At 66.1% G+C, this 20,116-nt stretch carries 22 protein-coding genes; 12 read left to right on the top strand and 10 right to left on the bottom strand.

Annotated features, from left to right (window positions below; genetic code table 11):
- Positions 1–21 precede the first annotated feature (21 nt).
- A complete protein-coding gene (locus RH91_RS05380) occupies positions 22–627 on the top strand; it encodes a thiamine phosphate synthase (RefSeq protein ID WP_198283228.1) in 606 nt (201 codons plus the stop codon).
- A gap of 109 nt (positions 628–736) precedes the next feature.
- On the opposite strand, the gene RH91_RS05375 is transcribed toward RH91_RS05380, so the two are convergent.
- A complete protein-coding gene (locus tag RH91_RS05375; RefSeq protein WP_010161565.1) occupies positions 737–1,447 on the bottom strand; it encodes a hypothetical protein in 711 nt (236 codons plus the stop codon).
- Positions 1,448–1,702: 255 nt separating this feature from the next.
- On the opposite strand from RH91_RS05375, the gene RH91_RS05370 reads away from it, so the two are divergent.
- Genes RH91_RS05370 through RH91_RS05355 form a run of 4 tightly spaced genes read left to right on the top strand, consistent with a single transcriptional unit; the run spans position 1,703 to position 6,256 of the window.
- Positions 1,703–2,152: a DUF3576 domain-containing protein gene (locus tag RH91_RS05370; protein ID WP_010161564.1), complete on the top strand. Its 450-nt coding sequence runs from the start codon at positions 1,703–1,705 to the stop codon at positions 2,150–2,152.
- 13 nt (positions 2,153–2,165) lie between these two features.
- Positions 2,166–4,718: a leucine--tRNA ligase gene (gene leuS, locus RH91_RS05365; protein WP_010161562.1), complete on the top strand. Its 2,553-nt coding sequence runs from the start codon at positions 2,166–2,168 to the stop codon at positions 4,716–4,718.
- The gene (gene lptE / locus RH91_RS05360) at positions 4,715–5,218 is read left to right on the top strand and encodes an LPS assembly lipoprotein LptE (protein WP_010161561.1); all 504 of its coding nucleotides are present in this window, start codon (positions 4,715–4,717) and stop codon (positions 5,216–5,218) included. The genes leuS and lptE overlap by 4 nt, the downstream gene beginning before the upstream one ends.
- A gap of 21 nt (positions 5,219–5,239) precedes the next feature.
- Entirely contained in the window at positions 5,240–6,256 is a 1,017-nt protein-coding gene (locus tag RH91_RS05355; protein WP_010161560.1) for a DNA polymerase III subunit delta, read from the top strand.
- 36 nt (positions 6,257–6,292) lie between these two features.
- Here the strand turns inward: RH91_RS05355 and RH91_RS05350 are convergent, their stop codons facing one another.
- The 6 genes from RH91_RS05350 to RH91_RS05325 are packed head-to-tail and all read right to left on the bottom strand — an operon-like array spanning position 6,293 to position 12,017.
- Positions 6,293–7,192 carry a ParB/RepB/Spo0J family partition protein gene (locus RH91_RS05350; protein ID WP_029623628.1) on the bottom strand — a complete coding sequence of 300 codons (900 nt, stop codon included), beginning with the start codon at positions 7,190–7,192 and terminating at the stop codon, positions 6,293–6,295.
- Positions 7,189–7,995, bottom strand: coding sequence for a ParA family protein (locus RH91_RS05345; RefSeq protein ID WP_010161558.1), 807 nt, complete (start codon positions 7,993–7,995; stop codon positions 7,189–7,191). Before RH91_RS05345 ends, RH91_RS05350 begins: the two co-directional genes overlap by 4 nt.
- Positions 7,992–8,603, bottom strand: coding sequence for a 16S rRNA (guanine(527)-N(7))-methyltransferase RsmG (gene rsmG, locus RH91_RS05340; protein ID WP_010161557.1), 612 nt, complete (start codon positions 8,601–8,603; stop codon positions 7,992–7,994). Before rsmG ends, RH91_RS05345 begins: the two co-directional genes overlap by 4 nt.
- Positions 8,600–10,444 carry a tRNA uridine-5-carboxymethylaminomethyl(34) synthesis enzyme MnmG gene (mnmG, locus tag RH91_RS05335; RefSeq protein ID WP_010161556.1) on the bottom strand — a complete coding sequence of 615 codons (1,845 nt, stop codon included), beginning with the start codon at positions 10,442–10,444 and terminating at the stop codon, positions 8,600–8,602. The genes rsmG and mnmG overlap by 4 nt, the downstream gene beginning before the upstream one ends.
- Positions 10,445–10,499: 55 nt before the next feature.
- Entirely contained in the window at positions 10,500–11,789 is a 1,290-nt protein-coding gene (mnmE, locus tag RH91_RS05330; protein WP_010161554.1) for a tRNA uridine-5-carboxymethylaminomethyl(34) synthesis GTPase MnmE, read from the bottom strand.
- A 3-nt stretch (positions 11,790–11,792) separates the two neighbouring features.
- Positions 11,793–12,017 (bottom strand): DUF6489 family protein, encoded by a 225-nt coding sequence (locus RH91_RS05325; protein WP_010161553.1) that lies wholly within the window; start codon positions 12,015–12,017, stop codon positions 11,793–11,795.
- Positions 12,018–12,066: 49 nt separating this feature from the next.
- Between RH91_RS05325 and RH91_RS05320 the strand changes: the two genes are divergently transcribed.
- Positions 12,067–12,546: a methylated-DNA--[protein]-cysteine S-methyltransferase gene (locus RH91_RS05320; RefSeq protein ID WP_010161552.1), complete on the top strand. Its 480-nt coding sequence runs from the start codon at positions 12,067–12,069 to the stop codon at positions 12,544–12,546.
- Between the two features lie 26 nt (positions 12,547–12,572).
- Here the strand turns inward: RH91_RS05320 and rho are convergent, their stop codons facing one another.
- The 3 genes from rho to hemE form a co-directional block, all read right to left on the bottom strand.
- Positions 12,573–13,829: a transcription termination factor Rho gene (rho, locus tag RH91_RS05315; protein ID WP_010161551.1), complete on the bottom strand. Its 1,257-nt coding sequence runs from the start codon at positions 13,827–13,829 to the stop codon at positions 12,573–12,575.
- A 175-nt stretch (positions 13,830–14,004) separates the two neighbouring features.
- On the bottom strand, positions 14,005–14,463 hold the full coding sequence (locus tag RH91_RS05310) for a CopD family protein (RefSeq protein ID WP_029623627.1): 459 nt from the start codon (positions 14,461–14,463) through the stop codon (positions 14,005–14,007).
- Positions 14,463–15,536: a uroporphyrinogen decarboxylase gene (gene hemE, locus RH91_RS05305; protein WP_010161549.1), complete on the bottom strand. Its 1,074-nt coding sequence runs from the start codon at positions 15,534–15,536 to the stop codon at positions 14,463–14,465. Before hemE ends, RH91_RS05310 begins: the two co-directional genes overlap by 1 nt.
- A gap of 294 nt (positions 15,537–15,830) precedes the next feature.
- On the opposite strand from hemE, the gene RH91_RS05300 reads away from it, so the two are divergent.
- The 6 genes from RH91_RS05300 (at position 15,831) to hpf (ending at position 20,039) form a co-directional block, all read left to right on the top strand.
- Positions 15,831–16,658 (top strand): pyruvate, water dikinase regulatory protein, encoded by an 828-nt coding sequence (locus tag RH91_RS05300; protein ID WP_010161548.1) that lies wholly within the window; start codon positions 15,831–15,833, stop codon positions 16,656–16,658.
- A 38-nt stretch (positions 16,659–16,696) separates the two neighbouring features.
- Positions 16,697–17,251, top strand: a complete 555-nt coding sequence (locus tag RH91_RS05295; protein WP_010161547.1) for a nucleoside triphosphate pyrophosphatase — start codon at positions 16,697–16,699, stop codon at positions 17,249–17,251.
- Positions 17,248–18,060 (top strand): shikimate dehydrogenase family protein, encoded by an 813-nt coding sequence (locus tag RH91_RS05290; protein WP_010161546.1) that lies wholly within the window; start codon positions 17,248–17,250, stop codon positions 18,058–18,060. Before RH91_RS05295 ends, RH91_RS05290 begins: the two co-directional genes overlap by 4 nt.
- A complete protein-coding gene (coaE, locus tag RH91_RS05285) occupies positions 18,057–18,656 on the top strand; it encodes a dephospho-CoA kinase (RefSeq protein ID WP_010161545.1) in 600 nt (199 codons plus the stop codon). Before RH91_RS05290 ends, coaE begins: the two co-directional genes overlap by 4 nt.
- Positions 18,657–18,660: 4 nt before the next feature.
- A complete protein-coding gene (gene dnaQ / locus RH91_RS05280) occupies positions 18,661–19,350 on the top strand; it encodes a DNA polymerase III subunit epsilon (protein WP_010161544.1) in 690 nt (229 codons plus the stop codon).
- A gap of 95 nt (positions 19,351–19,445) precedes the next feature.
- Positions 19,446–20,039 carry a ribosome hibernation-promoting factor, HPF/YfiA family gene (gene hpf / locus RH91_RS05275; protein WP_010161543.1) on the top strand — a complete coding sequence of 198 codons (594 nt, stop codon included), beginning with the start codon at positions 19,446–19,448 and terminating at the stop codon, positions 20,037–20,039.
- Positions 20,040–20,116 lie beyond the last annotated feature (77 nt).

Here is a 20,116-nt window from a genome sequence, read left to right as displayed (position 1 = left end):
CCGCGCGCTATAGGCGGTCGAATGGCCGTTCGTCACCCCAGCCTGTCCCATCGCCGCGCGTTTCCGGTGCTCTGGCTGATGACAGATGAGCGGATCGGGGAGCTTTTGTGGGATTCCCTCGTGCGATTGCCGCGCGGGAGCGGGGTAGTGTTCCGCCACCATGCCGCCGCCCCCGCCGAGCGCGCGGTGCTCAAGCACCGGATCGCGACCCTCGCGCGACGGCGGGGTCTGGTGCTGGTCGACGAAGCGTGCGCGCGGAACCAGCCGGTGCGGATCGGCCGCGCACATTCGGTGCGCGAAGGGCTTGCGGCGCGGCGCGCGGGGGCGGAGGTCGTGTTCGTCTCCCCGGTCTATCCGACGCGGACTCACCCGGGCGCGCCCGCGCTGGGGCCGGTGCGCGCGGCGCGGATCGCGCGGGCGGTCGGGTTGCCGGCGATCGCGCTTGGAGGAATGAATGCCGCGCGGTTCAGACGGGTGCGCGCGCTGGGGTTTGCAGGTTGGGCCGCAATCGACGGTTTGCTCCCGTCGTCCCGACACGCGCAAAACCCCGGCGAACGTCGCCCTGGCTACGGATGTGGGCACGCCGTTGCCGCGAAGGCGGGAACCCCAGAGTCGCGCGAGACCTAAGACGTCGTGTTGGTTGGCCCTGGGTTTCTGCCTCCGCATCAACACGAACAGGGGTGTGCAGACGTCTTCAACACGTCAGGAAGGCGGCAGACCGCAGCCTACGCCACTCTCAGAAGCGGAACGCGGTCCCGATATAGACTGCCTGGCTGTCGCGGCGGTCCTCGGTCGGCTGTTGCGTCAAGCGGTCGCGTTCGGTCTTGTAGCGGACGCCCGCGGTCACATCGAGACGACGGGTCAGCGAATAAGACCCACCGACATCAAGCGCATAGGCAGGCGCATCCTCGATCAGCTTGGGGCCGTTGGGCAACGGCCGGTCGGCGACCGCATTGACCCGGCCGCTGAACCGCTTGCCGGTATAGCTCACGCCGATGTCCGCCGACTGGCGGCTGCCGGGCATTCCGGCGAGATCGACCTGTGCGACATCGCCCGAGACCGCAAGCCGCTTCCAACCCACGGCAACCCCGAGGTTATACGCGATCGGCGTCAGCGCAACGGTTGCGACCGGGATCGGCGACGCACGATCCGCCCGCGCGATCACACCGCGGACGCTGCGCGCCTGCACCGCGACCGTCACCGCACGGCTGCCTTCACGGCGGGTGTCGGAGGGCGTGAAACGGAAGCCGCTGGTATCGAGACCACCGCGCGCGAACATCGCCGCGAGCCGCGGATCGGCCGACGCGGGCGTGAACGACCCGAGGCCACGCACCATCTGCGCACTGTGCCGCGGGATGATCCGCGGTGCGGGGGCATCGCTCGCGCCAAGCGCCGGAGCCACGGCGATGCCGAGGGCGACAAGCGACCCCACGGCAATCCCGGACATCCAGCGAGCAAGCGACACTTCAGACCCCTTCACGTGTACCTTCGTGGCACTATCATGTTGCGAGGCGACTACCATGATTCAATCCGGTACCGCCACCATTCCGACTCATTTTTCCCGGACAGTGTCGTCCGGGCCACACTCTCTACCACCTGCGTTCTTGCACTTTCGTTACCGACGGTCGTGCTTGCGGCAAACGCGGGACATTCTATAGATATCGCCGAACCCCCGACACTCCGATTTGTTCAGGAACAGCCGATGATCCGCCGCCCCCGCACCGCGATTCTGCTTTCGCTCGCGCTCATCGCCCCGCTGACGCTCGGCGCATGCGGCCATAAGGGCGGTCGCCCGCAGAGCGCGGACCTCGCGGCATCGAAGGTCACGACGATCGGCGTCAACGCCTATCTGTGGCGCGCGAGCCTCGATACGCTGAGCTTCATGCCGTTGCTCCAGACCGATTCCAACGGCGGCGTGATCGTCACCGACTGGTATATCAACCCCGCCGCACCGACCGAGCGCGTCAAGGTGACCGTGACGATCCTCGACCAGGATCTGCGCGCGGACGGCCTGCGCGTGGCGTCGCTGCGGCAGGTCAACCAGAACGGCCAGTGGGTCGCGGCGCCGGTGCAGGCGGCGACCGTGCAGAAGCTCGAAGACATCATCCTCACGCGTGCCCGCGATCTGCGCCGCGCTGCCGTAACCCAGTAGGAATATCCAACCGATGGCGTCACGCTTCAACGCGCTGAAGGCGGACGCGGCCTGGCAGAAGGTGTGGGACGACCGCCGCACCTTCGCCGCGCGCGACGACAGCCCCAAGCCCCGTTCCTACGTGCTCGAGATGTTCCCCTATCCGTCGGGGAAGATCCACATGGGGCACGTCCGCAACTATACGATGGGCGACGTGCTTGCGCGGTTCCGCCGGATGCAGGGGATGGAAGTCCTCCATCCGATGGGCTGGGACGCGTTCGGCATGCCCGCCGAGAATGCGGCGATGGAAAAGGGCGTCCATCCGGGCGGCTGGACCCGCGATAATATCGCGACGATGAAGGCGCAGCTGAAGCGGTTGGGCTTCGCGCTCGACTGGACACGCGAGCTGGCGACGTGCGAGCCTGAGTATTACGGGCACGAGCAGGCGCTGTTCCTCGAGCTGTTCCGCCATGGCTTGGTCTATCGCAAGGAAAGCTCGGTCAACTGGGATCCGGTCGATATGACCGTGCTCGCCAACGAACAGGTGATCGACGGGCGCGGCTGGCGCTCGGGCGCTTTGGTCGAGCGGCGCAAGCTGTCGCAGTGGTTCTTGAAGATCACCGATTTCGCGGATGAGCTGCTTGAAGGCCTGGGCGCGCTCGAGCATTGGCCCGACAAGGTCAAGCTGATGCAGGAAAACTGGATCGGGCGCAGCCGCGGGTTGCAGTTCCGGTTCAGCCTATCCGATGGCGGTTCGGTCGAGGTGTTCACCACCCGCCCCGACACGATGTTCGGGTCAAGCTTCGTCGCGGTCGCGGCGGACCATCCGATCGCGCAGGCGCTCGCCGAGAATAGCCCCGAAGCCGCTGATTTCATTGCCTTGTGCAAGCGCGGCGGCACCACTGCGGCCGAGATGGACACGCAGGAGAAGCTCGGCTTCGATACCGGGCTCACCGCGCAGCATCCGTTCGATCCCGACCTGCAACTGCCCGTCTACATCGCCAACTTCGTGCTGATGGAATATGGCACAGGCGCGGTGTTCGGCGTCCCCGCGCACGACCAGCGCGATCTCGATTTCGCGCGCAAATACGATCTGCCGGTCCGCCGCGTCGTGTCGGATGGCGACGTCACCGATCCGCTGTTCACCGGGAACACCGCGTATACCGGCCCCGGCACGCTGGTGAACTCGCACTTCCTCGACGGCATGGACATTGAGGACGCCAAGCGCACCGTCATCACCCGCGCCGAGGATGGCGGCTGGGGCACCGGATCGACCGTGTTCCGCCTGCGCGACTGGGGCGTCAGCCGTCAGCGCTATTGGGGCACGCCGATCCCGATCATCCACTGCGACGCGTGCGGCGCGGTGCCGGTCCCCGCGGACCAGCTCCCGGTCGTGCTGCCCGAGGACGTCAGCTTCGACATCCCCGGCAACCCGCTCGACCGCCATCCGACATGGAAGAACGTCCCCTGCCCGTCCTGCGGCGGTGCGGCGCGGCGCGAGACCGACACGCTCGACACGTTCGTCGATTCCTCCTGGTATTTCATCCGCTTCGCGAGCCAGCCCAAGGACAAGCCGTTCGACCGCGCGGTCGCCGAGCAATGGCTGCCGGTCGCGCAATATATCGGCGGGGTGGAACATGCGATCCTCCACCTGCTCTACGCCCGCTTCTGGACGCGCGCGCTGCGGCATATCGGGATGCTCGACGTGGCGGAGCCGTTCGCGGGGCTGTTCACCCAAGGGATGGTCACGCACGAGACCTATAGCCGCCAGGTGACCGAGATCGGCACCGACGGGACCGACACGATCACCAAGCCTTTGTGGCTGTCGCTCGACGACATCGACAAGCGTGGCGACGGCTATGTCGAGCGCGCGACCGGCGAGGCGGTCACGGTCGGCCGCATCGAGAAGATGTCGAAGTCGAAGAAGAACACCGTCGACCCGACCGGCATCGTCGACCAGTACGGCGCCGACGCGACGCGTTGGTTCATGCTGTCCGATTCCCCGCCCGAGCGCGACCTGCCGTGGAGCGAAAGCGGGATCGAAGGTTCGTGGCGCTTCATCCAGCGCGTCTGGCGGCTGTTCGATGGCGACAAGAGCGGCCAGTCCGGCACTGTCGACGCCCCGCTCGACCGCAAGCTCCACCAGACGATCGCCGGCATAGCGGTCGATATCGAGGCGCTCGCGTTCAACAAGGCGGTCGCCAAGCTGTTCGAGCTCGTCAATGCGATCGAACGCGCCGCACCGTCTGTGTCGCGCGACACCGCGATCGCGACGCTGATGCGGCTCGTCGCCCCGATGGCGCCGCATATCGCGGAAGAAGCCTGGGCCGCTGCGGGGAACGACGGCCTGATCGCCGACGCGCCCTGGCCAGAGGTCAATCCGGCGCTGCTGGTCGAGGACGAAGTCACGATCGCGGTGCAGATCAACGGCAAGCTGCGCGACACGCTGGTGATGCCCAAGGGAACCGCCCGCGACGTGATCGAAGCCGCCGCGCTCGCCTCGGACAAGATCGTCCGCGCGCTCGAAGGCAAAACGCCGCGAAAGGTGATCGTCGTGCCCGACCGTCTCGTGAACCTCGTCGCATGAAGCGCCTCCTGCCGCTCGCGGTTGCCGCGCTCGCGCTGTCGGGCTGTGGCCTGCGTCCGCTCTATTCGGGTGGGAGCACCGGCACCGTCGCGACCACGCTTGCTGCGGTCGATGTGGGCGCGATCGAGGGCAAGGCGGGCTGGCTGATGGGCAATGCGTTGCGTGACCGCTTCCACAGCGGCCAGGGCACGACGGTCCGCTATCGGCTCGAGGTCAAGCTCGACGACAAGATCATCGGTCTCGGAATCCGCCGCGACGACAGTATCTCGCGCGAACGCCGCACACTGCGCGCGCGTTATCAGCTTGTCGATCTGAGCAACGGATCGGTGCTGCTCGACGCCGCCGCAGGGTCCGACGCGGGGATCGACTCGGTCGGCTCCGAATATGCGACGATCGCCGCGGAAAACAGCGCGCTCGAGCGGTTGTCGCAGATCGTCGCGGACCAGATCCTCACGCGGGTCGCAACCTATGTCGACCACGCTGACCGCGCGGCGCGCTGACGCGGCCCGGAAGCCGCACCCGTGAAGGCCAACCTCAACCAGATCACCCGCGCGATCGACGCGGTCAGCCCCGACGTCCGCCTGTACCTGCTCTACGGCCCCGACGAAGCGGGCGCGCGCGATGTCGCCACGCGGCTTGCGCGCGCGCTTGGACCCGAGGCGGAACGGGTCGATCTCGAACCGTCGCAGCTCAAATCGAGCCCCGGGCTGCTCGCGGACGAAGCCGCGTCGCTGTCGCTGTTCGGCACCGCGCGGCATATCCGGGTTGCGGGTGCGGGCGAGGAAAGCGTCGCCGCCTGCACGATGCTGCTGGCGGCCGAACGTGGCGGCAACCCGGTCGTGGTGATCTCCCCCAGCGCCAAGGCGTCGTCCACGCTGGTCAAGCTCGCCACTGCGGACCCGCGCGCGATGGTCTGCGCCTTCTACGTCCCCGATGCGGGCGAGGCGGACAAGCTCGCGACCAGCATCGCGCGCGAACAGGGGCTGCGCACGACCGGGTCGACCGCCGGGCGGATCGCGGTCGCGGCCGCCGGTGACCGCGCAGTGATGACCCGCGAGCTCGAGAAGATCGCGCTGTACCTCGACGCCGCTCCCGAACGCCCGCGCGAACTCGACGATGCGACGCTCGACGCGATCGGTGCGGACCTTGGCGATTCCGAAATGTCGCGCGCAATCGAAGCCGCGATCGATGGCGGCCCCGACCGACTTGCCGACGAACTCGCGCGGCTGGACGTTGCAGGAAGCTCGCCGATCCCGCTGCTGCGCCAATTGGTGCGACGGCTGATGGCGATTTCGGAAATGCGCGCTGAAATCGATGCGGGTGCCAACGCCAACACGCTGATCGAACGCGTTTTCTTCCGCGAACGCGCCGCCACGACGCGCGCCTTGCGGATCTGGTCTGCCCCCGCGCTCAGCGCGGCGATCGATCGTGTCCGCCGTGCGGAACGCGCGACGATGGCGCCGAACAATGCCGGCAATGTCCTGGCAGACCAGGCAATCGTCGCGGTCGCGCGGATCGCGGCGCGGCAGAACAGCTAGACGACGCTCTCACGGCTCCCGACCGGTGGGGTGCGCCTAGATGCGCTCGCCCGTCAGCCGCTGGCACACCATGTCGAGCTGGTCGAGCGTCGAATAGCTCAGCGTCAGCGTGCCGCCCTTCGGCCCGTACTGGACGCGCACACCAAGCCCGAGCAGGTCGCCCAATTGATGCTCGAGCGCCGCGAGATCGGGGTCGCGCCCTGCCCCGTCGCTCGGCGAACGCTGGATCGGCTTGGTCGCGCGTACCAGCTTCTCGGTATCGCGCACCGAAAGCCCGCGATCGACGATCTTGTCCGCCAGCGCCTCGACATCGGGCGCGCCGATCAGCGCGCGGGCATGCCCCATCGACAGCGCGCCGTGGAGCACGCGCTCCTGCACCTGCTTGGGGAGTTCGAGCAGTCGCAACAGGTTCGCAACGTGGCTGCGCGACTTGTGGACGAGCTTGCCGAGCGCTTCCTGCGTGTGCCCGAAGTCCTCGATCAGCCGCTGATACGCCTCGGCCTCTTCGATCGCGTTGAGATCCTGCCGCTGGATGTTCTCGACCAGCGCGACTTCCATCGTCTGTGTGTCGTCGAAATCGCGGACGATCACCGGGACTTCATGCAAACGCGCGCGCTGCGCCGCGCGCCAGCGGCGCTCGCCTGCGACGATCTGATAACCCGTGCCATGAGGCCGAACGACGATCGGCTGGATCAGCCCCCGCAACGCGATAGACTGCGCGAGCTCCTCGAGCGCGGCCTCGTCGAAATGCCGACGCGGCTGGCCTGGATGGGGGGTCAGCGATCCGACCGGCAACGACCGAATTCCCGGCGACGCCCCCGCCTGTGACCCGCCCACGGGCTCCTCGCGTGCCAGATCGCCCATAAGGGCGTTCAGGCCACGCCCGAGGCCGGAGCGGGGCTTGGGACGGGTAGCGGGGGTGGTGGCGTCGGTCATGCGGCCCTGGCTGGCTGGGGTTCAAGGATCGGCTTTGGCGCGCCGGGCAAACGCGCAATCAATTCGCGGGCGAGCGCGATATAGGCTTCGGACCCAAGGCACCGATGGTCATAGATCAGCGCGGGAAGACCATGGCTCGGCGCTTCGGACAGGCGCACGTTGCGCGGGATCACCGTATCGAACACCACCCGACCAAGCACCGCGCGGACGTCGTTCGCGACCTGCTCGGTAAGGCGGTTGCGGCGATCGTACATCGTCAGCGCAACCCCCATGATCGACAGTCCGGGGTTGAACCGTTCACGGATCCGCTCGACCGTATTGAGCAGCTGGCTGAGTCCCTCGAGCGCGAAGAATTCGCACTGCAGAGGGACGAGCAGCGAATTGGACGCGACCATCGCATTGAGGGTCAGCAACCCGAGCGACGGCGGGCAATCGATCAGCACGACATCCCAACGGTGATCCGACCGCGCCAGCGCCCGCGACAGACGGTGAGTGCGCTCCTCATATTCGACCAATTCAATCTCGGCCCCCGACAAATCGACCGTTGCGGGAACGATATCGAGCAGCGGAACGACCGTCGGTACCGCAGCCGCTTCGATCGTAATTTCTCCAAGCAGGATGTCGTACGTCGAATGCGTCCGGTCGGCGCGGCTGATTCCAAGGCCCGTCGACGCGTTTCCTTGCGGATCGAGGTCGAGCAAGAGGACGCGCAGCCCGGTCGCCGCAAGCGCGGTCCCAAGATTGATGGCCGTCGTGGTCTTCCCCACGCCGCCTTTTTGATTCGCGATCGCAATGACGTTCATCGCCGTGTCACCCCTGATGCGAGTATGATCATCGACGCGGGGTCGGTGATGCTATGTTCCACGTGAAACACACCATGCCACGCCTTCTTCGCACTGGCCACCTCTTCCAGCGCGGACTTGCCCTTGGGCAGGATCCAGCGCGTCTCCGGGGTGGCAACATGCGCGCTCCAGGCGAAAAGATTGTCGAGCGACGCGACCGCACGGGCGGTGATGATATCCGCCTGAAGCGTTACCGTCTCCACGCGCGAACACCGAACATCGACGCCGGCGTGAACCCCCACCGCGTCTGCAAGCTCGGACAGGAAGGTAGCGCGGCGTCGCCGTGGTTCCACCAAGCAAACGGTATGCTCGCCCAACATAGCGAGCACCATCCCGGGAAACCCCGCCCCGCTCCCAATGTCGAGCCAAAGCCCGGTCCGTGGTGCATGATCGAGCAACTGCGCGGAGTCGACGATATGACGGTTCCAGATCGTCTCCATCGTGGAGGGCGCGATCAAGTTCTGACGCACCGCCTCAGCCGCAACATGCGCAACGAGGATGGAAAGCCGATCGACCGCAGCCGCGCCATAGCGGTCCGCGATCCAGCCTTTTGCTTCGTCTTCGGTCATGCCGCGCGCCGGCGAACGCGCAACAGGATCGCCGTCAGCGCGGCGGGCGTAATACCGCGGATCCGCCCTGCCCCGCCCAGCGTCGTCGGCCGGGCGGCATTCAGTCGCTCGATCATCTCGGTCGACAGTCCGGCGATGCCGGCAAAGTCGGTCGCGTCCGGAATGAGGATCGTATCATTCGCGCGAAGCGCGCGGACCTCCTCATCCTGTCGCGCAACATAAGGGGCGTAGCGCGCATCTTCCGCACCCTCGCTCCGGACATCGGGCGTTACTGTGGCCGCTAGATCAGGCGCGACCATATCGAGCGTGACACCGGCAACGCGAAGCCATTCCGCACCACTCCGCAGGACCGGCGCTTGCTCGACCGGCGCACCGCGTTCCCGCAGTATTGCCGACGAAACCGGCCGCTCCAGCGCCTCAGCGACATGCGCGAGCATCTCAGACCGTTTCTCAAGTCGGTTCCGCCGGGCGGTGCTGAGACACCCGAGCTGTTCGGCGATCGGCGACAGCCGGGTCTCGGCATTGTCCGCACGCAACCGCAAGCGGAACTCCGCGCGTGCCGTAAGCATGCGATACGGCTCGGTGATCCCCTGCAACACCAGATCGTCGATCATCACGCCGAGATAGCTCGACGCCCGGTCGAGCACCAGTGTTGCACTGCCCTGCGCACGAGCCGCGGCGTTGATCCCCGCGATCAGCCCCTGCCCCGCGGCTTCCTCATATCCGGTCGTACCGTTGATCTGGCCGCAGCAGAACAACCCCGGCATCGCGCGCACCTCAAGCGTCGGTGCCAGCGCCCGCGGATCGATATGATCATATTCGACCGCATAACCGGGCGCGAGGATCCGGGTCTGCTCGAGCCCCGGAATCGACGCGATCATCGCCTGCTGGATATCAACCGGGAGCGATGTCGAAATCCCGTTGGGATAGATCACATGATCGTCGAGGCCCTCGGGTTCGAGGAAGATCTGATGTCCGTCGCGATCCCCGAACCGATGGATCTTGTCCTCGATCGATGGGCAGTAACGCGGTCCCTGCCCCGCAATGTCACCGCCGAACAGCGGCGAGCGATCGAGCCCTGCCCGGATCGCGTCATGCGTTTCCGCGGTCGTGCGCGTGATCGCGCAATGGACTTGCGGAAGCACCCGCCCCTCGGATGCGGGGGACATCGTCCAGGGGTCGTCATCGCTTGGCTGTTGTGCGAGCGCGGCCCAGTCGATCGTCCGCCCATCAAGCCGAGGCGGCGTTCCGGTCTTGAGCCGCGCCATCGGCAGCTTCGCTGCATACAATTGCGTTGCCAGCAGCGAGGCCGCGGCCTCGCCCAACCGCCCGCCGACGCTCCGCTCTTCGCCGCAGAACATCCGCGCGCCAAGGAATGTCCCCGTCGCAAGGATGACCGCTGCCGATCGCAATTGCCTGCCGTCGGCAAGAACGACACCAGAAACCGTGTTGGCGCGTTCGAGTATCAGCGCGGCAACTTCGCCTGTTACGATCGTAAGGGAAGGCTCGGCTGACAGCATGGCCTGGATTGCCGCAGCATAACGCCGACGATCCGCCTGTACGCGCGGCCCTTGAACCGCTGCCCCCTTGCTGCGATTGAGCATCCGGTAGTGAATGCCTGCCTGGTCGGTCGCGCGCGCGATGAGGCCGTCAAACGCGTCGACTTCGCGAACGAGGTGACCTTTGCCGAGCCCCCCAATCGCAGGGTTGCACGACATCGCGCCGATCTTCTGCGGATCAAAGCTGATCAGCGCCGTCCGCGCGCCACGCCGCGCCGCAGCGGCAGCCGCTTCGGTTCCCGCGTGACCGCCGCCAACGACGATAACATCGAACTGTTCCATGGTGTCATTCGCTAGGTCGCGCGGGCCGTGCTGTCAAAACGTTCCACGTGGAACATCACTTTCCGATGCAAAAACGCGCGAAGATCGAGTCGAGGACGTTCTCGATCCCGCTCCGCCCCGCAACGGCATTGAGGCTCAGAAGCGCACCGCGAAGGTTCTCGGCAACAAGGAGCAGATCGGACTGTGCAGCAGCATGATGCAAATCCGCGCTGCATTGCAGCAAGAGGTCGCGTTGCCGTGCGTTGACCGCAAGGCCATCCTCCTGCGGCAGCAACGTCAACGCGCGTCGTTCGATCGCCGCCCATACCAGGTCGACGCCGACACCGATCCGCGCCGCGACCGGGATACGGCCATCGGGAACCACCATACGCTCGGGGTCATCCGCACGGGGATGGATCGCCAGATAGCCGTCATTAGGTGGTGCGCCATCGTCGAGCCACACCACGATATCCGCACCAAGGATCGCCGCCTGCGCCCGCGCGATGCCGATCTGTTCGATCTCGTCGCCCGGGGTTTCGGTTAGCCCGGCGGTATCGGTGAGCAGATAGGCGACCCCCCGCCGAACCACCGCCGCCTCGATCCGATCGCGCGTCGTTCCCGAAATCGCGGAGACGATCGCGATCTCGCGCCCGGTAAGCGCGTTGATCAGCGTCGACTTTCCGCTGTTGGGCGGCCCTGCGATGACGACCCGGATCCCGTCATGGAGCCGCTCGACCGGGGGTGCCAAAAGCAGGCGATCGATCGCGTAGGCGATGTTCGCTATGTTTGCCGTCGTCTCTGCGACCGATGCGTCGGCGACATCGTCCTCGTCCGAAAAGTCGAGTGCCGCCTCAATCTCCGCCGCGACCGCGATCAGCGCGTCGGTCCAGCGGTCGATCTCCGCGCGAAGCCCCCCTTCCGCGATCCGCAAAGCCGCGCGTCGCTGCGTCTCGGTCTGCGCCGCGAGCAGATCACCGAGACCTTCCGCCTCGGTCAGGTCGATCCGGCCATTGGCCAATGCGCGGCGCGTGAATTCGCCAGCATCGGCGCGCCGTGTCCCCGGCAGACAGCCAATCGCGCCTTCGACTGCGGCAACGACCGCCCGACCGCCATGCACATGGAACTCGACCAGATCCTCCCCGGTGGCCGTATCCGGACCCGGAAAGAGCAATACGATCGCACGGTCCAGCAACGCCAAAGTGTCGGGGTGCCGCAACGCCCGCAGCGATGCGCGCCGCGGTGCCGGCACCGTATTCGCGAGCGACGTCGCCACGGCGATCGCCCCTGCCCCGCTGACCCGGATGATCGCGATCGCGGCGGGCGGCGCGCCGCTCGAGGTCGCGTAGATCGTATCGCGGTCCGACATCGTCTATTTGGTCGCGCGGTCGAACATCTGCCGCCACATCGCCATTCCGGCATCCCCCATCGGCGCCCAGCTCCGCATCATCGTCTCGATCATTTCGGGCGCAGCCGCGCCGTCCATCGATCCGGTCAGCATCGACAGATATTTTTCATGGACCGGCGCCATGTCGGGGAGGCCCATGAAGCGGCGTGCTTCCTCGGGCGTACAATCGACTTCGACGTTGATCTTCACCGCGGCTTCTCCCCTTGAGCGGGCGAGCGCCGCGCTGCATGATGTGCCCATGTATGCGCGCGATATGGCCCGGATCGCAACGCCTGTTGGGTCCGTGACCCTGCGGGGTGGTGATACGCAGATCGACGCGATCGAGATCGGTGACGAGGATTGGCCGCATATGCCTGGCGCCTCCGCTGCGGTCCGTGCGGCGGTGGAGCAATTACAGGCGTGGTTCGCGGGCGAGCGCACCGCGTTCGAAGTCCCACTTGCCCCCGCAGCAACCGTGCGCGGCCAAGCGCTCCGCGATGCGATGTGCGCGATCGATTATGGCGAGACGATGAGTTACGGGGCGCTAGCAATGGCAGCCGGCTCGAGCGCGCGCGCGATCGGGCAGGTGTGCGCGCGCAACCCCTTCCCGATCCTCGTCCCGTGTCACCGCGTGCTCAATGCAGACGGCACGCTCGGCGCCTATTCGGCGGGAGCGGGCAGCCGGACCAAGGCATGGCTGCTCGACTTCGAGGCGCGAGGGCGGCGCACGCTGCTGTAACCCGCCCGCGCTCCGTTACTGCGGGATTACTGGTTCATGCTTTCGAAGAAGTCTTCGTTGGTCTTCGAATTCTTCATCTTGTCGAGCAGGAACTCCATCGAGTCGATCGTCCCCATCTGCATGAGGATGCGGCGAAGCACCCACATCTTCGAGAGCTTGCTCTGGTCGACCAGCAACTCTTCCTTGCGCGTGCCGGACTTGCCGACGTCGAGCGCGGGGAAGATGCGCTTATCCGCGACCTTGCGGTCGAGCACGATTTCGGAGTTACCCGTGCCCTTGAATTCCTCGAAGATCACTTCGTCCATGCGGCTGCCGGTATCGATCAGCGCGGTCGCGATGATCGAGAGCGAACCGCCCTCTTCGATGTTGCGCGCGGCACCGAAGAAGCGCTTCGGGCGCTGGAGCGCGTTCGCATCGACACCGCCGGTCAGCACCTTGCCCGACGACGGCACGACGGTGTTGTAGGCACGGCCGAGACGCGTGATCGAGTCGAGCAGGATCACCACGTCCTTCTTGTGCTCGACCAGGCGCTTGGCCTTTTCGATCACCATTTCGGCGACCTGGACGTGGCGCGTCGCGGGTTCGTCGAAGGTCGAACTGACCACCTCGCCCTTGACCGAGCGCTGCATGTCGGTGACTTCCTCGGGCCGCTCGTCGATCAGCAGGACGATCAGGAACACCTCGGGGTGGTTGTCGGTGATCGCCTTGGCGATGTTCTGGAGCATCACCGTCTTGCCGACACGCGGCGGCGCGACGATCAGCGTGCGCTGGCCCTTGCCCTGCGGCGAGATGATGTCGATCACGCGCGCCGACTTGTCCTTGACGGTCGGGTCGGACGGATCGAGCGTGAGCTTCTCTTCCGGATACAGCGGCGTCAGATTGTCGAAATTGACGCGGTGGCGGACTGCATCGGGATCGTCGAAATTGACCGCGGTGAGGCGCACCAGCGCGAAATAGCGTTCGCCATCCTTCGGCCCGCGGATCTCGCCTTCGACGGTATCGCCGGTGCGCAGGCCGAACTTGCGGACCTGGTTGGGCGAAATGTAGATGTCGTCGGGGCCCGCGAGATAGTTCGCCTCGGGGCTGCGCAGGAAGCCGAAGCCGTCGGGGAGCACCTCGATCGTGCCGAGCCCCATGATCTGCTCGCCCTGCTCGGCCTGGACCTTGAGGATCGCGAACATCAGGTCCTGCTTGCGCAGCGTCGACGCGCTCTCGATCCCGAGCGCCTCGGCCATCGCGACCAGCTCGGCCGGCTTCTTGTTCTTGAGATCTTTGAGATGCATTTCGGGCGTCCGGAGCATGAAGATGCGGAGGAGGAGCTTCAGTCGGCGAAGGGTACGCGACGATGCTTGAGGAAGGATATTGAAGCCGAACGGCGCGGGGCCATCTCACTACGATATCCTCGCCAGATACGACCGGGTGGCGGACGCGTCAAGCCGTGACGCATCCGCGCTGGAGTCAGAACGGCTGGACGATCGCCAGGATCACGATGGAGGTCACCAGCACCGCGGGGATCTCGTTGATCATCCGCAGCTGGCGCCCGGTCAGCGTCGGCTTGCCCGCCGCGAGCTTGCGCGCATAGCCGACCGCCCAGCCATGATAGCCGGTCAGGATCACCACCAGCAGCAGCTTGAGATGCAGCCAGCCGAGCCCCACCACGCCCGAGAACAGCCCGGCATTGGCCGCGAGCACTAGCCCGAGCACCCACACGACGATCATTGCCGGGGTCAGGATGATGTTGCGGATCTTGGCCTCGCGCTCGACCCACAGCCCGGCGTCGCCGCCCGCGCCCGCCAGCGCTTCCTGATGATAGACGAGATAGCGCGGCAGCATGAACAGCCCCGCCATCCAGAAGATCACGAAGATCAGATGCGCTGCCTTGACCCAGAGATAGGTGTTGCCGAGCATTCCAGCCATCATGCGTTCCGTACGAAGGCGAGCAACTGCTCGACATGCGCGATCGGCGTGTCCTGCAGGATGCCGTGGCCGAGGTTGAAGACGTGCGGGCGGCCTTCGAATGCCGTGAGGATCCGCGCCGCCGCCGCTTCGAGATCACGACCGCCCGCAATCAGCGCGAGCGGATCGAGGTTGCCCTGGACCGGCATCCCCTCGGGGAGGTTCGCCGCCGCCCATTCGGGGTTGATCGTCTCGTCGACGCCGACCGCATCGACTCCGGTTTCGCGTGCGTAGCTCGGCAATTTTTCACCGGCCCCCTTCGGAAAGCCAATCACCGGTACGCCCGGGTGCCGCGTGTGAAGCGCGGAGACGATCGCAGCATTGGGCGCGATCACCCAGTGTTCGAACTGCGCGGGGCTGAGGCTGCCGGACCAGCTGTCGAACAATTGCACCGCTTCGACGCCCGCCTCGATCTGTTTCGAGAGATAGTCGACGGTCGAGGTCACGATTGCGTCGATGATCTCGCCAAATGCCGCGGGGTCCCCGTACGCGAACCGGCGCGTCTCGCTCTGGTCGCGGCTGCCCTTGCCGGCAACCATATAGGTCGAAACCGTCCAGGGGCTGCCAGCAAAGCCGAGGAAGGTGGTCTCGTCCCCCAGCATCCCCGCGACCTGCCGGACCGTCTCATAGACCGGTTCCAGCCGCTCAGGGGCCTGTTCAAGCGACGACAGCGCGTGATCGACCAGCGGGGGAGTCAGCGCGGGCCCTTCGCCGACGCCGAAGGTGAGTCCCTGCCCGAGCGCCGCGGGTACCATCAGGATGTCGGAAAAGAGGATCGCGCCGTCGAATCCGAAGCGGCGGATCGGCTGGATCGTGACTTCGGCGGCGGCTGCGCTGTCGTTGACCAAAGCGAGGAACCCGCCCTTTTCGGCGCGCAACGCCCGGTATTCCGGGAGATAGCGCCCGGCCTGGCGCATCAGCCAGATCGGCGGAACGTCCTGGCGCGTGCCTTTCAGCGTCGCGAGCAGCGGTTTGAAAGGCGCCTGATACAGCGGTCCGGATTGAGTCGATGCAGGCAGGATCGCCGTCCCCACTTCTATAAGAGTCTAGATTCTTGAATGGTAATAGCGGTTGTTGGCCGGTGGAAGCCGGGGCTTATGCAATTGTCCCCGAATTGCCAACAGCGCGCGCCGACTCCCGCGGCCGATTCAGCGAGACGTCCTGCGATTCTGTCCCCATGACTCACAGCCTGTGGATAACTTCGGGCGCTGTGCACGCGATTGTGGATAACGCTGGGCTTGTCCACCGATCCGGGCCGCTTTGCGCGGCGGCGAAGTTACGCTAGCGCTTATCCGCATGTTATCCACAGGCCTTTCCCGGGGGCGCGGTTGATGCGGCTTCATCTCCACCTGCTGTCGGATTCGACCGGCGAGACGCTCGAGAACATCGCCAAGGCGGCGCTCGCGCAATATGACGATGTCGAAACGATCCGGCATTTCTGGCCAATGGTGCGCACCGAGGCGCATCTCGAGCGGATCCTGCAGGAGATTTCGCAAAATCCGGGGCTCGTGCTGTTCACTTTGGTCAACAGCGAGACGCGCAAGACGCTCGAGACGCGCTGCCGCGCGCTCGGCCTGCCCGCGGTCGCGCCGCTCGATGGGGTGACGGGGGCGCTGTCGGGGTTGCTCGGGCAGGCTGCCAAGGCGCGGCCGGGGCGGCAGCACGTGCTCGATGCCGCCTATTTCGCGCGGGTCGACGCGATCCAGTTCACCATCGCGCATGACGACGGGATTTTGTCGGAAGACTGGGAAGAGGCCGACATCGTGCTCGCGGGCGTGTCGCGGTCGTCCAAGACGCCGACCTCGATTTATCTGGCGAACCGCGGGTTCAAGACCGCGAACATCCCGATCGTGATCGAAAGCCCGCCCCCGCTCAATCTCTACACGCTCAAGAATCCGATCGTCGTCGGGCTGACGACCAGCGCGGACCGGCTGATTCAGGTCCGTCGCAACCGGCTGCTGTCGCTTAACCAGAAGACCGAAACCGCTTATGTCGACCATGAAGCAGTGACCCGTGAAGTCGCCTATGCGCGACGGATGTTCGCGGACAATGGCTGGCCGGTGATCGACGTCACCCGGCGGTCGATCGAGGAAACCGCCGCCGCGATCATCGCGTTGGTCGGGGAACGCGGGATCGTGCCGCGGGGGGATCTGTGAGGCTGGTGCTTGCCTCGCAGAGCGCATCTCGGCGCGCGATGCTGACCGCGGCGGGGATTCCGTTCGAAGCGGTGTCGGCGCATGTCGATGAGGACAGCGCCAAGGCCGCGTTGCTCGGCGATGGCCTTGCGCCGCGCGATCTCGCGGATGCGCTCGCGGAGCTCAAGGCGCTTAAGGTGTCGTCGCGCGACAGCCTGGCGCTCGTCCTCGGCTGTGACTCGGTCGTTGCGATCGAGGACGGCACGCTGCTCGACAAACCGACCTCGCGCGATCAGGCCGCGGACCATCTGCGCCGCCTGTCAGGCAAACGCCACAATTTGATCAGCGCGGCGGTGATCGCCGAGGGCGGTCGCCCGGTGTGGCGGGTGGTGGATCGCGCGAAGATGCACGTCCGGCCGCTGTCGGACGACTTCATCGAAAGCTATCTTGACCAGGAATGGCCCGAGATTTCCGGCTGCGTCGGCTGTTACCGGATCGAAGGCCCCGGTGCGCAGCTGTTCACGCGGATCGAGGGAAGCCAATTCACCGTTCTCGGGCTGCCGCTGTTGCAGGTGCTCGATTATCTACGTCTCCGCGGAGTGATGCCGATATGATCTATGCAGAAGTGATCGGTGACCCGATCGCGCACTCCAAATCGCCGATCATCCACGGCTTCTGGCTCAACGCGCTCAAGCTCGAGGGCGACTATCGCACCTGCCACGTCGCGCCCGACGACCTCGCGGGCTATTTTGCGAAACGGACCGCCGACCCCGACTGGCGCGGGTGCAATGTCACGCTGCCGCACAAGCAGGCGGTGTTCGATCACATTGCCGATCCGGGCGGCGTAAAGGGCACGATCGGCGCGGCGAACACGGTGTTCCGCGGCGAGGACGGCGCGTTCCTGTGCACCAACACCGACGCGGCGGGCTTCTACGCCCCGCTGGGCGGGGTCGATCTAACCGGCGCGCCGGTGGTGGTGATCGGTGCGGGCGGCGCGGCGCGCGCGGTGCTGTTCGCGCTGGCGAAGCTCGGGGTTGGGCCGGTGACGGTGCTCAACCGCAACGTGCTCAAGGCCGCCGCGCTGCTGTCGTCGTTCGGGCTGAAGGGCCAGGCGTTGCCGCTGACCGCGACGCTCCCCCCCGCCGCACTCGTCGTCAACGCAAGCTCGCTCGGTATGGCGGGCCAGCCCCCGCTCGACCTCGATCTCGATCCGCTGCCGGAGGATGCGATCGTCTATGACGTCGTCTATGCGCCGCTCGAAACCCCGCTGCTCGTGGCGGCACGCGCGCGCGACCTCGACACGATCGACGGGCTCGACATGCTGATCGGCCAGGCCGCACTCGCGTTCGAACTGTTCTTCGGTGCGGCCCCCCCGCGCGACGAAGACCATGACCTCAAGCTGCGCGACCTGCTCACCGCATGATCACGATCGGCCTGACCGGCTCGATCGGCATGGGCAAGTCGACGGTCGCTGCGATGTTCGCCGACGAAGGCGTGCCGGTGTTCGATGCTGACGCTGCGGTGCACCGGTTGCAGGGCGCGGGCGGGCGGCTGGTCGGCGCGATCGAGGCGGCGTTTCCCGGATCGACCGGGCCGGGAGGAGTCGATCGCGCGAAACTCGGGCCGATGGTGCTCGGGGATACGGCCGCGCTGAAGCGGCTCGAAGCGATCGTTCACCCGGCGGTCGGCGAGGAGCGCGCCGCCTTCCTTGCCGAGCATGCAGATGCGCCGATCGTCGTGTTCGATATCCCGCTGCTGTTCGAAACCGGCGGCGAGTCGCGAGTCGATACGATCGTCGTCGTTTCCGCGCCCGAATCGGTCCAGCGCGCACGTGTTCTGGAACGCCCGGGCATGACCGAGGCGAAATTCGACGCGATCCTCGAGCGCCAACTCCCCGATGCGGAGAAGGTCGCGCGCGCACATTATGTCGTTCCGACAGGCGGTTCGCTGGATGAGACGCGCGACGCGGTGCGCCGGATCATCGCTTGCCTCGCAGCGCACAAAACCCCACTATCCTGAGTCTATGAGAGAGATCGTCTTCGACACCGAGACCACGGGCTTCAGTTTTTCCGATGGCGACCGCATGGTCGAGATCGGGTGTGTCGAGATGATCAACCGGGTCGAGACCGGCCGCACCTTCCACGCCTATTTCCACCCCGAACGCCCGATGCCGCCCGAGGCGCAACGCGTCCACGGGCTGAGCGACGCGTTCCTCGCGGACAAGCCGCTGTTCCATCATGGTGCCGAAGCCCTGCTCGAGTTTCTCGAAGACAGTCCGCTCGTCGCACACAACGCCAGTTTCGATTTCGGCTTCCTCAACGGCGAGCTGGTTCGGTGCAGCCGCACCCCGATCCATCTTGGAAGGATGATCGATACGGTCGCGATGGCGCGGACGCGGCACCCCGGCGCGAAGCACAATCTCGATGCGCTGTGCAGCCGCTACGGGATCGACCGCAGCCATCGCACGCTCCACGGCGCGTTGCTCGACGCGCAACTGCTCGCGCAGGTCTATGTCGAGCTGACCGGCGGCCGGCAGATCGGGCTCGGGTTGATCAGCGAAACCATCGAAGTGGCGGTCGCCTCTGCGCCCGTCGCGCCCGCGCGGGTCCGCCCCGCGCGTGTCTTTACCGTGCCGGACGCGGATCTCGTCCGGCACGCAGCGTTCATGAAGTCGGTCGTCAATCCTTTGTGGGGAGGCGAGGCGGTCAACTGACTTCTACCGATTGGGGGGTCGAGGCGTCCGGCAGACGTCATCTACCAGCTGGAAGACCCGAACAACGGGGTCCGGCGCTACTATGGAGAATGCTCATGGATATTCGGGTTTCAGGCCATCAGGTCGAAACGGGCGACGCGCTCAGGACCCATGTCGACGAGCGCCTCCAGGGCATCGCGACCAAATATTTCGCGCGGACGATCTCGGCGCAGGTGACCTTCGGCAAGGGACCGCACGACAACCGCTTCACCTGCGACATCGTCTGCCACGTCATGCAGGGCCTGATCCTGAAGGCGAGCGGCGACGCTTCCGAAGCGCACGCCGCGTTCGATACCGCCGCGACCAAGATCGAGAAGCAGCTGCGCCGCTACATGCGCCGCCTCAAGGATCGTAGCGCCGCCGCGACCAGTGCGGCCTCCACCGCGGCCGCCGAACTGGCGTCGGGTGATGCGGGCTATACGCTGTTCCAGGAAAATACCGCCGAGGAAGAGGTCGAGGATTTCCCGCTGATCGTCGCGGAAACCCGTGTCGACATTCCCGATGCGACCGTTTCGGACGCAGTGATGATGCTCGATTTGCGCAATACGACGGCGCTGTTGTTCCGCAATTCGGGCTCGGGCACCTACAACATGGTGTACCGCCGCGGGGATGGCACGATCGGTTGGGTGGAGCCGCAGCGCGTTTCATAATGTTTCGCTCCGCTTTCGCTGATCCCTGATCGGCGCTATGGGCCCGCGCAAGCACCCGTGCCTGTCGCGGGCCCAAG

Source organism: Sphingomonas sp. PAMC 26617, assembly GCF_000242835.1.
Taxonomy (GTDB): Bacteria; Pseudomonadota; Alphaproteobacteria; order Sphingomonadales; family Sphingomonadaceae; genus Sphingomonas.
This window is presented reverse-complemented; position numbering and strand designations above follow the sequence as displayed.